We start from the raw sequence: 13609 nt of genomic DNA, 5'->3' as shown, positions 1-13609 counted from the left end.
GGGCAAGGGCAGGAAACCGGCCTCCCCGGCATGTGTCGCGGGCCACAGCGGATTTGCCCGTTCATTAGTAAGCATGCTTAGGTAATGGGGTAAATGAACCTCCGCAAGCAGTTCGCGGCGGGGCTGCCAACGCCGGCAGCCTCGTGAAGAAGCCCAAGGATGAACATCATGGCCACCGCTACCGAAGACCAGTTGACGGCGTTTGGGGAACGCACGCTGGGAGACCTTTCTCCCGTGGAACCCCTCCAGCCCCTGGATATGGAATTGATGGTCACCCTGAATTCGCGCATGCATTGCCGCATGCCCATGGAGCGCATTGACCCCGATGAGCTTCCCGTCCGCCAGCCCGTCTACGTTGACGGAACGGGCGTTGTACCCATCGGCATGTCAACTGTTCCCGGGAACGTAGTGACGTACCGCTGCGCCTGCGGCTTCACCATCGATGACCCCGGCGTCGGCGCAGGCGCAAGCGCGCAGGCCCTCGCCAGCTGACCTGCGTCCAGGCGCACAGATCTACTGGTCCGGCTGCTACCCCTCCGGCCAGTCGACGAACTGCTCGTACCCCTCGTGCTTGCGCAGGTAGCCGGAGATGAACGGGCAGTGCGGAATGATCCGCTTGCCCGTGGCCACCACGTCGTCCAGGGCGAAGTGGGCCAGCACCCTGCCCAGGCCCCGGCCTTCGAAGTCCTGGCTGGTTTCGGTATGGGTGAAGTCAATATGCCCGGGCAGGTCCCGGAAAAACGACTGCACGGCCAGCTTGCCCCCTACCAGTAGCTCGTAGCGGTGCTGCGCATCGTTGCGCCGCAGGGTGACATCGGGGGCGAACCTATCCTCGGTGGACATCGTGTTCTCGGTCATGGTTCGACACTGGCACTACTTCACCCCGCTGGCAATGCCACAGCAGCAGCATTAGGGCAGCGGCGAAGCAGGCTGCGCCCGCACCCAGCAGTCCCAGCGTCAGGCCGCTGAAGGCCGCGGCCGCCACCGGAAGGAAGACCACGACGACGGCGGCGACCACCCTGGCGGGCCGGCAGCGGGTGCCGGGAACCGTCGTCGGACGTTCCTCCAGCCGGCCAAAGGCCGCCACGGCGGCCAGCAGCAGGAGGACCAGCGCCAGCAGGACCAGGGGCCGCGCCCACCACCACTCCGCCGTGCCGGAGGCGGGCTTGGGGAACGGGGTGAGGAGCAGCAGCCCCGACATCCCCACCAGCAGCGGCAGGTGCCACAGATACACCGTCAGGGAGCGGCTTCCTGCCACCGTCATGAGCCTGCTGACCCACCCCACGGAGCACACCGGGACCAGCACTGGCCGCGCCAGCTCCAGGAGGGCCGCCTGCGTGATGCCCAGCAGGAGCAGGCAGAGGTTGGGCGGGTTGAGGTTGACCAGCATATTGCCCGGGTAGAGTCCCAAACCCGTAACTGCGCCGAGGACCAGATTGGCACCCAGGGCAACGGCCAGCAGCCCGGAACGCGACACCCTGGACCAGTGCCCGCCAGCCAGCAGGAAGCCCACCTGCTGGACGGCGCACCACAGGAACACCAGGTTGGCGTGCGCCAGCCCGGGAAGCGCCCCGCGGAGGCAGTCAACGGTTACCACCAGCGCGGTCAACGCCATGAACGTGAGCCAGGGGGCGCGGGTGTGCAGGGCGGCGAGGAGCGGAATATTCAGCTGGGCGGCAAGGTATGCGGCCAGGAACCACAGGGGCATGCCCGCGCCGGCCGCCATCAGCTGGACCACCTGCGGATGCACACCCAGCAGCGCTGCCGCGCCCAGTGCCACGAACATTACCGCCAGCAGCGCGGTGGCGGGGCGGACCAGGCGCAGGAGCCTTGCCCGGACAAATTGGGATGCAGTTCCGCCGCCCTCGCTGAGCCGCCGCCAGGACTGCAGGCCGGTAATGCCGCCGGTCACGAAAAACAGCGGCATGACCATGAAGATCCAGATGACCGGAACAAACCAGTCCTGCTCAGCGAGGGTGTTTTGCGTTGTCACCGTGCCGTCGGGGTGCAGGACGGGGCTCACCATCATGCAGTGGCCCATTACCACCAGGGCCAGGCAGACGAAGCGCACAAGGTCGATGGCGGCGTCGCGGCCCTCAGCCGGAGCCGGGCGAGGCTTCCCGCTGCTCACAGCACCATTGTGCGCCTGTTGCGTGTGGTGTTAAAGGGTCACGAGTTTTTGTCCAGATACGGTGGCTTCCGCGCCTCCCAACCCGCCAGATCTGGACAAAAACTCCTGACTGAGCGGGCAGGAGCGGCTCTACTGCGCCAATGCGAGCAGGCCGAGGACGACGGCGAACAGCGGCAGGGTCCCTTGGGTGGCAGCGGCCCGGAGGTACTTCCGGCCGGTGGAAACCAGGACCAGCGCGGCCAGCAGCATGGAACCGCAGCTCGCGAAAATCAGGGTCCAGCCCGCCACGGACTGCGCCGAGCCCTCGGACCCCAGCGCCACGCAGGCTATGCCGATCAAGGCCCCGGCAGCCAGGAACAGGTTGTAGAAACCCTGGTTGAAGGCAAGCGGCCTGGTGGTCTCGGCGTCGGCCTGCGAAGCCACGCCGAAACGCCGCCAGGTGGCCGGTCGCGTCCAGGTCAGCGACTCCATGGTGAATATGAAGACGTGGAGCGCCGCCGCCAGGAAGGCAAAAAGGAGGGAGGCCAGGATCATTGCTTGATCCTAGCCTCCCCCGATTCCGGCTACCGGCCAGCCCCACGGCTACCGCGTGAGCGTGGCCAGCGTTCCGGCGGCGAAGTCCTTGGCGGTCCTGGTCCAGTGGCCCAGGAGCGCCTGCAGGTTTTCGCCGTCGGCGCGGTGGCCGGGCAGCTGTTTCTGCAGGGTGGCCAGGACGCCGGTGCGGAGCTCGGTGTTGAAGTTGACCTTGCCCACGTTCATGGCGGCCGCCTTCACCAGCTCCTCCGCCGGGATGCCGGACGCTCCGTGCAGCACCAGCGGGATGTGCGTCCTGACGGCGATGTCCTGCAGGACGTCCCAGCGCAGCTGCGGATCGCCCTTGTACTTGCCGTGGACATTGCCGACCGCCACGGCCAGCAGCTGGGCACCGGTCCGGGCGACGAAGTCCTCCACCTGGGCGGAATCGGTGAGGCCGGCCACGGAGGCGCCGGACTTGTCGGCGCCGAAGGCACGGTCCTCGTCGCCGGCGAGGTCGCCGAGTTCCGCTTCCAAGACGACGTCGGGACCAAGCAACGCGCGGGCGGAAACCACAAGCGCGATGTTGTCCTCGTAGGGAAGCGAGGAACCATCAGCGAGGACGGAATCCGCCCCCGCCGCGACGGCGTCGGCCATCACGTTCAAGTCCATGGCATGGTCAAGCTGCACTGCAACGGGCACGGACGCGGCGTCCGCCAGCCCGCGCAGTGCTGAGATGAGGCGCAGGCCGTTGGGGGTGGCGGCGGTCTTGGGCGCCACCAGCAGGATGGCGCCCAAGCCGGATTCCTCCGCGGCGCCCACCACTGCCAAGGCGGTGGTGAAGTCGTAGCAGGTGAACGCGGGGACGGCCGAGCCCTGCTGCAGGGCGGAGGTGACCAGGTGGTCCAGACGGGTGCGCATCAGACGCCCAGGCCTCCCACCAGGATCCAGGCGACGAAGGTCAGCGCGAAGCCTGCCAGGCCCAGGATGGTGGTCAGGACGGTCCAGGTGCGGAGCCCGTCAGCAACCGAGAGCCCCAGGTACCGGGTCACGATCCAGAAGCCGGAGTCGTTGACGTGGCTGAGGCCGAAGGCGCCGAAGCCGATGGCGATGAGGATCAGCGCGGTCTGGATGGGCGAGAAGCCGCCGTCGGCCACGGAGGCGGCCAGCAGGCCTGCCGTGGTGATGATGGCAACCGTGGCGGAGCCCTGGGAAGCGCGGAGGATTGCCGCAAGGATGAAGGCCATCACGATGACCGGCAGGCCCGCGGTCTGCAGCCCCTCGGCGAGTGCCTTGCCGATGCCGGAGACGGTGAGGACCTTGCCGAAGACACCGCCGGCGCCGGTCACCAGGATGACGATGGCCGTGGGGGCCAGCGCCGAATCCATCACTTCGCCGGTGTGCTGGGAAGACCAGCCGCGGCGGATGCCCAGGAAGTAGTAGGCAAGGCCCAGGGCAGTCAGCAGTGCGATCAGCGGGGCGCCGATGAATGCAGCCAGCTGGGCGGGGAAGGAGTCCTTGGGCAGGATGACGGCGCCGACGGTGCCCACCATGATCATGAGGATCGGCAGGACGATCAGGGTGATGATCATGGCCGGGCTGGGGGCAGTCCGGACCTCGGTCTTGACGGCAACCTTGGACGTGCCCTGGGCGGCTTCCTGTTCAATCTGCGAGTTTCCGGTGCCGAAGAGGCGGAACTGCTCGGCGGTGGCGGGCAGCATGGAGAACTCGCGGCGGTTGAGCTTGCGGGCAACGAAGTAGCCCAGGACACCCACCGGAATGCACAGCACCAGGCCGAGGATGGTGGTCCAGCCAATGTCGGCGCCGAGGATGCCGGCGCCGCCCACCACGCCCGGGTGCGGCGGAACAACAACGTGGATGGCCAGCATGATGGCACCAACGGGCAGGCCGATCTTGACCGGGTTGACGCCTGCCGCCTTGGCGAAGCCGTAAATGATGGGGATCAGGATGATGAATCCGACGTCGAAGAAGACGGGGATCGCCAGCAGGAACGCGGCCGCGGTCAGGGCTGCGATAACCCTGCGGGGTCCGAGCAGCTGGGTAAATTTCCCGGCCAGCGACTGCGCACCGCCGGAAATTTCGATCATCTTGCCCAGCATGGCGCCGAGGCCCACCAGGATGGCCACGGAACCGAGCGTTCCGCCCATGCCTTCGGTCACGGTCTTGATGACATCCGGCAGCGGAATTCCCGCGACCAGCGCCACGGAAACGCTGACCACCAGCAGGGCCAGGAATGCCGGAATCTTGAATTTAATGACGGCCACCAGGAGCAGGGCGACCCCTGCTGCTGCTATGGCCAGAAGAGCCAGTGCGCTCATCGTGCGTCTCCTTTGACATCGCCAGTTAAGCCTAGCGAGCTTGGCAGGTGCGGCGACGGCGGAGGGGGGACCGCCGTCGTCGTACCTCTTGGGGGAAGAGTTTTTGGTCAGATATGGCGACTTGGACGGACGTTAGGCCGCTTTATCTGCCCAAAAACTCGATGGGGGTGGAACGGGTTACTTGGTCCGCTTGGTGGGGGCGACCACCTTGATGACGGCGGAGTCATCGGCGGCGGCGAGTCCCTGGGCCTGGCCCAGGAGGTAGAGCTGCTCGGCGGCCGCGGCAACCGGGGCCGCGAGCCCGGCCGCGCGGGTGGCTTTGCCCACGATGCCCATGTCCTTGACGAAGATGTCCAGGCGGGACAGCACCTCGGCACCTTCCTCGTTGTAGGCCTCGAGGATCCGGGGGCCGCGGTTGGACAGCATGAAGGACCCGGCCGCGCCGGCTTCGAGGGCGGCGAGGGTCTTGGCCTGGTCCAGGCCAAGCGCGTCGGCGAGGGCCATGGCCTCCGCTGCGGCCGCGATGTGGACGCCGCAGAGAAGCTGGTTGACGGTCTTGAGGGCCTGGCCGTCGCCGGGCTTGTCGCCCACCACGGTCAGGGTGGAGGCGAGCAGTTCCAGCGCGGGTGCTGCCTTTTCGCGAGCCTCCGGGGAGGCCCCGACGACGATCAGCAGGTCGCCTTCGCCGGCGCGCTTGGGCCCGCCGGACAGCGGGGCGTCCACCAGTTCCACGCCGTATTCGGCAAGCTTCTCCACCGTGGCGGGGATGGCATCGGTGCCCACCGTACTGCCGAGGATGACGACGGCGCCCGCCTCCAGCACGGAGGCCACGCCGTTCTCGCCGAAGAGGACGTCGTTGAGCTGGTCGCCGTTGCGGACGGCCAGCAGGACAGCGTCGGCACCCTTGGCGGCTTCGCGGGCGCTGCCGAAGGTGGCGATGCCGGCTTCTTCAGCGAGCTTCAGCCGCGGTTCGGCGATGTCGAAACCGTGGACGGTCAGCTGGGAGGCGAGCCGGGTGGCCATGGGCAGGCCCATGGCGCCGAGGCCCAGGACGGTGACGGTGTAATTGCTGGTCATGGTGTTCTCCGTTGAAGGTTGACGGCGGTTCGGTGATTGGGCTTGTCGAAATCCGGTTTCGACGGGCTCAACCACCGGAAGGACTAGAAGGTGTTGCTGAGCTTGCGGGTGACGTCGGCGAGGGACTGGTCGTCGCCCACGTTGCCGGCGAAGACGATGTACGGGATGCCCTTGGCGGGGCCGTCCACCGGTTCCCAGAGGCTGACGATGCCTGGGAGCATGGGGCCGCGGACGATGGCGTGGCGGATTTCCAGGCCGTGCGCGGCGACGTCTGAGGAGGTGATGCCGCCCTTGGCGATGACGAACCGCGGCGGGAAGGTTTTCAGGGTGCGGTTGACTACGGCGACGACGGCGGCGGAGACGGTGCGCGCGATCCGCAGGCTTTCGGCGGGGTCGTCTGTCTTGATCAGCAGGCGGCTGGTGTGGACGATGACGTCGCCGCCGCGGAGGGCTTCGACCACCGTGTCCACGGTCAGGTCCAGGTGGGAAGCGGCTTCCGCCTCGCCGGCCAGGAGCTTTTCGACGTCGATCTCGACGATGCGCGCGGCGCTGTGCTGTTCGGTCAGGGCCTTGAGCTGCCTGGTGGTAACGCCCACGTGCGAACCGACCACGATGAGGCCGCCGGCCTCGGACGGGGTGTTGCCGGCGTAGGCTTCGGCGCCGGTCAGCTCGGTACGGATTTCCTGTCCGATCCGGGCGCGGCCGAACGGAGGGCCTACCCGGTAGAGGAGCTTCTTGCCCCGGCGTTCCGCTTCCTCAAGGCCCAGGGCCAGGGCGCGGAGGTCGTTTTCGCTCACAATGTCGGCCACGATCGGGGTGGAATCGGCGGCTCCTTCGATGGCGTCGGCGATGGCCTTTGCGGAAATCGCAGGGTCCTGTGCCGCGGCGCCGGCCCGGATGGTGTTGAGGTCCAGGACGATGACGGAGTCCGCTGCAAAGCGGCCCTGCGACTTTTCCGCCACGTAGTCCGCCATGACGGAGGTGCCAAAACCGAAGGTGGCGTCCCTGGCGAACTCCGTCTCGGAGACAGGCGTCAGCGTTCCTGCGGATTCACCGGTGCCGCGCATGTAGTGCACCCCGCCGATGGTGACCCGGCCGGCGTCGGGAAATGCCGGGACCAGGACCACACCGTCGGTGCCCTCGCCGCTTACCTTGGCAACGGTGGTGGCGATGACGTCGGGTTCCAGGGGGTAGTGGCCGCGGAGGGTCGAATCGCTGCGGCTGACAAACCCCAGCCGGAGCGTGTCCGGAGAGCCGGCAGCGGCGAGCGCGTTGCGGACCACTTCCTCGTTGCGGGCGGCTGCTTCGGCGGGGTCCAGGCTGCGGGTGTTGGTCAGGACGTAGACGGCCGGCTTGGACTGGCCAAAAGCCCAGGTGAAGTCCTCCACGTCCCAGCGGGTGAGCACGGGGAGATCGGCCACGGACTGCGTCCCGGTGGGGTCGTCGTCGAGCACCACCAGCACGCGGGGAACCTCGGCGTTGGACGCGGCCAGCGTGTCTGCCACGAGGCTGGCGGGGATCTGTACTTCCGCTGGGTAGGCGGCCAGAACATCTGCTTCAAGCGTCACAGTGCACTCCGTTGTGTAGTAATCCGGGCGGCGGATCGTCAATTTTCGAATCTGTAAGATGTCTGACATCTTGCATTTGAATGCTAGTGTGGCATACGACATAGAGACGCGCAAGTAGACTTGTCAGACATATCCGCCGGGCAGAGGCCACGGCAAGGATCGGGGGCAGGAATGGCAAGGAAATCGCTGGTCGGCGTCGTGGCCGACGAGCTGCTGGACCGCATCATCGAGGGCGAATTTCCGCCCGGGGCCACCGTCCCCGGCGAACACGAGCTTAGCGCCCGCCACGAAGTCAGCCGGATGACCGTGCGCGAGGCCATGAAGACCCTCCAGGCCCAGCACATCCTCAGTGTGGAACGCGGCCGCGGAACGTTCGTTAACCCGTTGAGCCGCTGGACGTCCCTGGAAGCCGTCCTTCGGGCAGCATCGGAAGGCAAGAACGAGGCCGAAGCCTCCGTCCAGCTCATCGAACTCCGCCGCATGCTGGAAACCGGAGCATGCGAGCTGGCGGCCGGCCGCATCTCGGAGCCGGACACCGAGGCGCTGTTTGCCTACATCTCGGCCATGAAGGCAGCCCATGAAGTCAACGACGTCGCAGCGTTTGTCGAGGCCGACCTCGCCTTCCATGACGTCATACTGCGCGCGTCCGGCAACGTTTTCGTGTCCGTGCTGTTCGAACCGCTGCACCGGGTCCTGGAGAAGCGCCGGGCGGAAACATCGGCGGTGCCGGAAATCCAGGTGCACGCCATCGGACACCACCAGAACATCGCGGATGCGCTGCAGGCACGTGACGCCACAAAGGCGCGCCAGGCCATGGATGCGCATATGCAGCAGACGCTGGACGACTTGAAAACCCTGGTGTTGGGCAGCAAGTAACCCCCAGGCAGAAGGTCAGGAGGCCGGCGGGGCCGTGGTCCCGCGGACCACCAGCTCAGTGGCCACTTCCAGGGCGGTGGGCGCCATGGCACCCGGCTGGTCCTGCTGTTCCGTGAGCATGCCCACGGCCATGGATGCCAGTTGCGCCAGCGGCTGCCGGACCGTGGTGAGCGGCGGCGACATCAGCGCCGCCTGTGCGATGTCATCAAAACCCACAATGCTGAGGTCCCCCGGCACATGGAGGGAACGCTGCCCCGCCGCGTTCATCACCCCGATGGCCTGCAGGTCGCTCCCCGTGAAGATCGCCGTGGGCGGCTCGGGGAGGTCCAGTAGGTCGGCACCGAGCCGCATGCCGGACTCGATACTGAAGTCGCCGTCGCGCACCAGCTCCGGCAGGACGGGCAGGCCCGCCTCGTGCAGTGCCGCCGCGTAGGCAGCGTAGCGGGCACGCCCGTGGCCCGGACTGTGCTTGCGGCCGGTGATGATGCCGATCCGCTGGTGCCCCAGGGAGAGCAGATGCCCGACGGCGGTCAGTGCGCCGGAGAACGACGCCGGACTGACGCTGGGGATGGGCAGGTCCCCCGCGCTTTCGGGGTCGATGGCCACCGCCGGGATCTTGAGCGTCCGCACCATGCCGACCAGCCGCGACCCCTTGCGGGGAGCCAGCAGCAGCACACCGTCCAGGCGGTTCACCGACGGCTCACGCAGTTTCCGCCAGCGGTCAGGGGTGGAGTGGTCAGCCCGGGCGTAGGACACGGTGTAACCCAGCCGGTCCGCGGCGGCCTCGACGCCGGCCATGGTTTCCAGGATCCACGGGGAGTCAAAGTTGTTGACCACCAGCTGGAGCATGCCGGGCTGGGAGGCAGGGGTGCTGCGCTTGGAATAGTCCAGTTCTTCCAGCGCCTGCTGTACCTTGGCCCGGGTGGCTTCCGAAACGTGGGTGCGGCCGTTGAGCACCTTGGACACGGTGGGCACCGAAACCCCGGCGGCCGCCGCGACGTCGGCAATTTTGGGTCGCGGGGTGGCTGTCAACGGAGCAATCCTTGGGGTCATGTGGTTGCGGCGGCGAGTTGCGGAGCAGTCGCGCGCCTGACGGGCGCGGTCTCCACCCGCACGGGTCCCACGATAACACTGCCGCTTTCCCGGGAACCCAGCGGCGACGCCGTAAAAATGCCAAGTTCGGCGCCGATCCATCGGCCTTCCACAACGTCGAAGTTCCAGCCCTGGACCTCCCAGGGCTCGCCCGGGCCCGACCGCCAGGCAAAGGTTGACCGCGGCGTACCGTCCGTCCGGATCTGGAGTTCGATCCTGGCGCCCGGCAGCAGGACCCGCCGTCCCATCGCCTGTTCAGCGGGCTCCTCTCCCCCGGTGCCGCCGCCCAGGACGTAGCCGTCGGCTGTGCGCACAATGCCCAGCCAGGCGTACCTCTGTCCCAGCACCACCACGCCGGCGCGCGTTCCGGGCGGAACGTCCCGCAGTTCAAGGGATGTGGTGAACGTCGAGGGCGTGCCGGGCAGGATCTGGGCCAGCACATTGGGCAGCTCCCGCAGGTTCACGGGATCATTGGCCTGCGGCCGCAGCTCCAGCTGCCCGCCACCGCCCTGGTAGCACCAGGCGTCACGCGGGTTGGCCTGCCAGTGCCACTGCGGCCCCAACCAGGGTGACGTGAAGTCGTCGCTCGCGGGCGGTGCCACATCCCGGGGCGAGGTACCCGCGGGGTAGGGGTGGCTGGTCACCGGGGTGCCCGGGCCGCCGTCGGACGCCGGTGTACCCATCCAGGGCCAGCCGTCCTCGTCCCAGCCCATCGGCTGGAGGTGGACCACCCGCCCGTACGGCCCGCGGTCCTGGAAATGCAGGAACCAGTCCTCGCCCCGGGGCGAGGTCACCCATGCACCCTGGTGGGGCCCGTTGACCGCGGTGCTGCCCTGCTCCAGCACGCGCCGGCCCTCGTAGGGACCAAAGGGCGACCTGGACCGGAACACGGACTGCCAGCCGGTGGCCACACCGCCGGCCGGGGCGAAAATCCAGTACCAGCCGTCCCGCTTGTAAAACTTCGGCCCCTCCAGCGTTGTGTAGCCGGGAAGCTCGTCACCGTCGATGACGTGGGTTCCGTTGTCCAGCAGCCGGCTTGCGTCCGGGCTCATCCGGTGGACCGTGAGCCGGTTCTTGATGCCGATCCGGCTCTTCGCCCAGCCGTGGACGAGGTATGCCTGGCCGTCGTCGTCCCACAGCGGGCAGGGATCGATCAGCCCACGTCCGGGATACAGCAGGTGCGGGGCGGTCCAGGGGCCTTCCGCCTTTTCGGCGCTCAGGACGAAGATGCCGTGGTCCGGATCCGGATAGAAGATCCAGAAGCGGCCATCGTGGTACCGCAGTGCAGGAGCCCACACGCCGCTGCCGTGCCGGACCAGGGAGTAGTGGCTGCCTTGGGGCAGGTGCGGCAGTGCATGCCCGGCGTGTTCCCAGTCCACCAGGTTCCGGGACTTCAGGATGGGGAGTCCCGGCACGCGGTTGAAGCTGGAGGCGATGAGGTAGTAGACGCCGCGGACCTGGACGGCGTCAGGATCCGGCCAGTCGGCGTTGAGGACGGGGTTGGTGTACACGGGGACTGCGTTGCGGGATGTCATGGCGTCCTGTCGGGGCGGGAGGTCTGGAGGTCGGGGTGCTGCTCGAGGAGTTCAAGGGCTTGGGACGGGGCGGAAAGGTGGCCGTCGTGGATGACGGCGTGGAGTGCCTGCACCAGGGGATTTGCAGCGTTGACGACGGCCTTTTCGGACCAGGCAACGGCCGGGCCGGCACCAAGATAGCCGTCCGTCCTTACGAACCAGGGGCGGTTGTTTTCCTGGGCCAGGACAACGCTGGCCGGGGATCCGCCTGAGGTTGTGCTGATGGCGAGCCAGGGTGACTGGCTTCCGTGGGCTGCCGCCACGCCGTCCCCCGATGCCGAGAAGACTCTTGGCCCGGCGCAGTCCTCGGGAAAGCGCCAGAAGATCCCGCCGTAACCTGCGCCCACACGCCCCTTGACGGCCGACGACGAAACCTCCAGCTGCGCGACGCCGCCTGCGGGAAGCAGCGCCGAGCGGATGGACAGGCTCCACGTGCCCGGGGCCGGGTGCCGAAAGCAGCGGATGCTTCGGTGCTCAGTGGCCAGCTCCATGCCCTGCCCGGAAAACCAGGTGACGGAACCGTCTGCGCCGCCGGCTGTCCGGCTCCAGCCGGACGGTTCCTGCCACCCGTGGTTGGAGAGCATGGCCGGGCCATGGGTGGACGTGTACGTGGAGCCGCCCCAGAAGTTGGTGCCGTTGACGTCCGAGAAGGCGATGGACAACCCGGCGTGGTGCGGATGGTCCTCCGGCCCCGCCGCGGTCAGCGTGGTGCCCGCCAGCGAGCGGACCGGATGGAGATACGGCCGCGGTGAGTTCGACGGCGGAAGGCCGCGTCCGCTGCGGTGGCCCACCAGGGCGTCGAAATCAGGTGCGCCACGCGACATGGGGCCTCCTCCCGGGTGATGGTTTTGCGGAATGCAGATCAGCCTAGGCACTCCGGAAAAAAACGGCAATACCTAAAGAAAATTTCTGTTTTTTCTGTATGCGAGTTTCTAAAAAGGTGTTGACAGTCACACTCGCACCTTGCTAGAAATCGTTTACTCACTTGTTTCTTCTGCTTGCTGCTTTTCGCCTCTATAAGAAAAGCCAATCGCATGCACTTCTTCCGGAAACAGAAAGTTTCCGGGCCAACTCCACATCACGCTCCGTCCGCGGACAGCAAAAGAGAGGCGTCATTCAATGAAGAAGACAACAACCGCCGGGATGCCCCGCAGGATGTTCCTGGGCGCAGCCGTAACGGCAGCCGGGCTGGCCCTGAGTGGCTGCGGCGGAGGTGCGGCCCCCGCGGCCGGCGGCAACGTGGAACTCAACTTCGTTTACTGGGGTGACGCCAACCGGGCCAAGATGACCGACGCGGCCATCAAGGTCTTCGAAGAGAAGAACCCGGGCATCACCGTCAAGAGTGAATACCAGGACAGCGGCCCTTACGCCGATAAGCTCGCCACCCGCTTCGCCGGGGGCAATCCACCTGACGTACTCAACATGGCCAACCGAAGCCTGCTGGAATACGCCCAGCGCGGCACCCTGGCAGACCTTCGATCCATGCCGGAACTCGACCTGGCGAACATCCCGGACACCATCCAGAGCCGGGGTGAGGTGGACGGCAAGCTCTTCGGCCTTGCCACCGGCGTGACCACCATCGGCATGGTGGTGAACAAGACCATCACGGACCAGGCCGGCGTCACCATCCCGGACGACAAGACGTGGAGCTGGGAGGACTACGCTAAGTTCGCCACCGAGGTCACGCAGAAGACCGGCGGCAAGGTCTACGGGGCAGGCTACGACGTCGCCACGGAAACAGGCCCCATCCTGTTCGCCAGGCAACGCGGCGAGGACTTCTACACCAAGGACAACAAGCTCGGGGTCAGCGAGGAAACCATCCGGGACTGGTTCCAGTACAGCGTGGACCTGCGGGAAGCCGGCGGCTATCCGCCGGCAGGCTTCTTCGAGCAGATTGGCGGCTCCGCCGCGCAGTCCTACCTGGCCAAGGGAACCGTCGCCTCCCAGATCATCCCGATTAACAACTACAAGGCCTACAACGAGGCTGCCGGCGGCAACGTGGTGCTGCTCCGGATGCCCGGTGAAACTACCCTGGAGCGCCGTGGCTACTCTGCGGACCCCAGCATGCTCTGGTCCATCGCAGCCAAGTCGAAGCACCCCAAGGAGGCTGCAAAACTCCTGAACTTCCTGGTGAACGATGCAGACGGAGCCGCCGAAACGCTCACCCAGCGCGGCGTCCCCATCAATCCGGAGATTGCTGAGGCCATCAAGCCGAAACTCAGCAAGGACGACACCGCCTTCGTGGACATGGTGGCCGCCATCCAGGAAGACGAACTGGCCCCGGCATACGTCTACCCCAAGGGTGCCAGCGTTGTGGCGGACACCCTCAAGCAGCTCGCCACCGAGGTCGAATTCGGCCGGATCACCCCCGCGGATGCCGCCAAAACCTTCCTTGAGAAGAGCAATGCAGCAATCAACAAGTAGGTCCGTCCGCTTGCC

Annotated in this window: 13 protein-coding genes; 3 read left to right on the top strand and 10 right to left on the bottom strand. The window is 66.9% G+C overall.

The features are described 5' to 3' along the window. Positions 1-168 precede the first annotated feature (168 nt). Positions 169-492 carry a hypothetical protein gene (locus ACJJV6_RS10040; protein WP_354176614.1) on the top strand — a complete coding sequence of 108 codons (324 nt, stop codon included), beginning with the start codon at positions 169-171 and terminating at the stop codon, positions 490-492. Between the two features lie 36 nt (positions 493-528). Here the strand turns inward: ACJJV6_RS10040 and ACJJV6_RS10035 are convergent, their stop codons facing one another. The 7 genes from ACJJV6_RS10035 to ACJJV6_RS10005 form a co-directional block, all read right to left on the bottom strand. Continuing rightward, positions 529-858 carry a GNAT family N-acetyltransferase gene (locus ACJJV6_RS10035; protein WP_035752594.1) on the bottom strand — a complete coding sequence of 110 codons (330 nt, stop codon included), beginning with the start codon at positions 856-858 and terminating at the stop codon, positions 529-531. After that, on the bottom strand, positions 827-2131 hold the full coding sequence (locus ACJJV6_RS10030) for an acyltransferase (protein ID WP_009357742.1): 1305 nt from the start codon (positions 2129-2131) through the stop codon (positions 827-829). The genes ACJJV6_RS10035 and ACJJV6_RS10030 overlap by 32 nt, the downstream gene beginning before the upstream one ends. A gap of 129 nt (positions 2132-2260) precedes the next feature. Beyond that, a complete protein-coding gene (locus ACJJV6_RS10025) occupies positions 2261-2665 on the bottom strand; it encodes a DUF1304 domain-containing protein (RefSeq protein ID WP_009357743.1) in 405 nt (134 codons plus the stop codon). Between the two features lie 48 nt (positions 2666-2713). Further along, entirely contained in the window at positions 2714-3565 is an 852-nt protein-coding gene (locus tag ACJJV6_RS10020; RefSeq protein WP_009357744.1) for a class II fructose-bisphosphate aldolase, read from the bottom strand. Further along, the gene (locus ACJJV6_RS10015) at positions 3565-4983 is read right to left on the bottom strand and encodes a GntP family transporter (RefSeq protein WP_009357745.1); all 1419 of its coding nucleotides are present in this window, start codon (positions 4981-4983) and stop codon (positions 3565-3567) included. Before ACJJV6_RS10015 ends, ACJJV6_RS10020 begins: the two co-directional genes overlap by 1 nt. A 177-nt stretch (positions 4984-5160) precedes the next feature. Then, entirely contained in the window at positions 5161-6060 is a 900-nt protein-coding gene (locus ACJJV6_RS10010) for an NAD(P)-dependent oxidoreductase (RefSeq protein WP_009357746.1), read from the bottom strand. Positions 6061-6143: 83 nt separating this feature from the next. Beyond that, positions 6144-7628: a four-carbon acid sugar kinase family protein gene (locus tag ACJJV6_RS10005; protein WP_009357747.1), complete on the bottom strand. Its 1485-nt coding sequence runs from the start codon at positions 7626-7628 to the stop codon at positions 6144-6146. Between the two features lie 171 nt (positions 7629-7799). Between ACJJV6_RS10005 and ACJJV6_RS10000 the strand changes: the two genes are divergently transcribed. Then, entirely contained in the window at positions 7800-8504 is a 705-nt protein-coding gene (locus ACJJV6_RS10000; RefSeq protein ID WP_009357748.1) for a FadR/GntR family transcriptional regulator, read from the top strand. A gap of 15 nt (positions 8505-8519) precedes the next feature. Here ACJJV6_RS10000 and ACJJV6_RS09995 read toward each other — a convergent pair whose 3' ends face one another. From ACJJV6_RS09995 to ACJJV6_RS09985, 3 genes are read right to left on the bottom strand one after another with little or no spacing between them, the layout of a single operon-like run. Beyond that, positions 8520-9536: a LacI family DNA-binding transcriptional regulator gene (locus ACJJV6_RS09995; RefSeq protein ID WP_354176618.1), complete on the bottom strand. Its 1017-nt coding sequence runs from the start codon at positions 9534-9536 to the stop codon at positions 8520-8522. Between the two features lie 17 nt (positions 9537-9553). Then, positions 9554-11131 (bottom strand): glycoside hydrolase 43 family protein, encoded by a 1578-nt coding sequence (locus ACJJV6_RS09990; protein WP_009357750.1) that lies wholly within the window; start codon positions 11129-11131, stop codon positions 9554-9556. Continuing rightward, positions 11128-11994: a PmoA family protein gene (locus ACJJV6_RS09985; protein ID WP_407708845.1), complete on the bottom strand. Its 867-nt coding sequence runs from the start codon at positions 11992-11994 to the stop codon at positions 11128-11130. Before ACJJV6_RS09985 ends, ACJJV6_RS09990 begins: the two co-directional genes overlap by 4 nt. A gap of 295 nt (positions 11995-12289) precedes the next feature. Between ACJJV6_RS09985 and ACJJV6_RS09980 the strand changes: the two genes are divergently transcribed. Then, complete coding sequence (locus ACJJV6_RS09980) at positions 12290-13594, top strand: ABC transporter substrate-binding protein (RefSeq protein ID WP_009357752.1); 1305 nt, start codon at positions 12290-12292, stop codon at positions 13592-13594. Positions 13595-13609 lie beyond the last annotated feature (15 nt).

The sequence above is a fragment of the Arthrobacter nitrophenolicus genome (assembly GCF_045833485.1).
GTDB lineage: Bacteria > Actinomycetota > Actinomycetes > Actinomycetales > Micrococcaceae > Arthrobacter > Arthrobacter nitrophenolicus.
The sequence above is the reverse complement of the archived record's forward strand: the minus strand, read 5'-3'. Positions and strand labels throughout refer to the sequence as shown.

Coding starts and splice junctions, on each gene's coding strand:
- ACJJV6_RS10040 (WP_354176614.1), top strand. CDS start 169: ATGGCCACCGCTACCGAAGACCAGTTGACGGCGTTTGGGGAACGCACG.
- ACJJV6_RS09985 (WP_407708845.1), bottom strand. CDS start 11,994: ATGTCGCGTGGCGCACCTGATTTCGACGCCCTGGTGGGCCACCGCAGC.
- ACJJV6_RS10010 (WP_009357746.1), bottom strand. CDS start 6,060: ATGACCAGCAATTACACCGTCACCGTCCTGGGCCTCGGCGCCATGGGC.
- ACJJV6_RS10015 (WP_009357745.1), bottom strand. CDS start 4,983: ATGAGCGCACTGGCTCTTCTGGCCATAGCAGCAGCAGGGGTCGCCCTG.
- ACJJV6_RS10000 (WP_009357748.1), top strand. CDS start 7,800: ATGGCAAGGAAATCGCTGGTCGGCGTCGTGGCCGACGAGCTGCTGGAC.
- ACJJV6_RS10035 (WP_035752594.1), bottom strand. CDS start 858: ATGACCGAGAACACGATGTCCACCGAGGATAGGTTCGCCCCCGATGTC.
- ACJJV6_RS09980 (WP_009357752.1), top strand. CDS start 12,290: ATGAAGAAGACAACAACCGCCGGGATGCCCCGCAGGATGTTCCTGGGC.
- ACJJV6_RS09990 (WP_009357750.1), bottom strand. CDS start 11,131: ATGACATCCCGCAACGCAGTCCCCGTGTACACCAACCCCGTCCTCAAC.
- ACJJV6_RS10025 (WP_009357743.1), bottom strand. CDS start 2,665: ATGATCCTGGCCTCCCTCCTTTTTGCCTTCCTGGCGGCGGCGCTCCAC.
- ACJJV6_RS10020 (WP_009357744.1), bottom strand. CDS start 3,565: ATGCGCACCCGTCTGGACCACCTGGTCACCTCCGCCCTGCAGCAGGGC.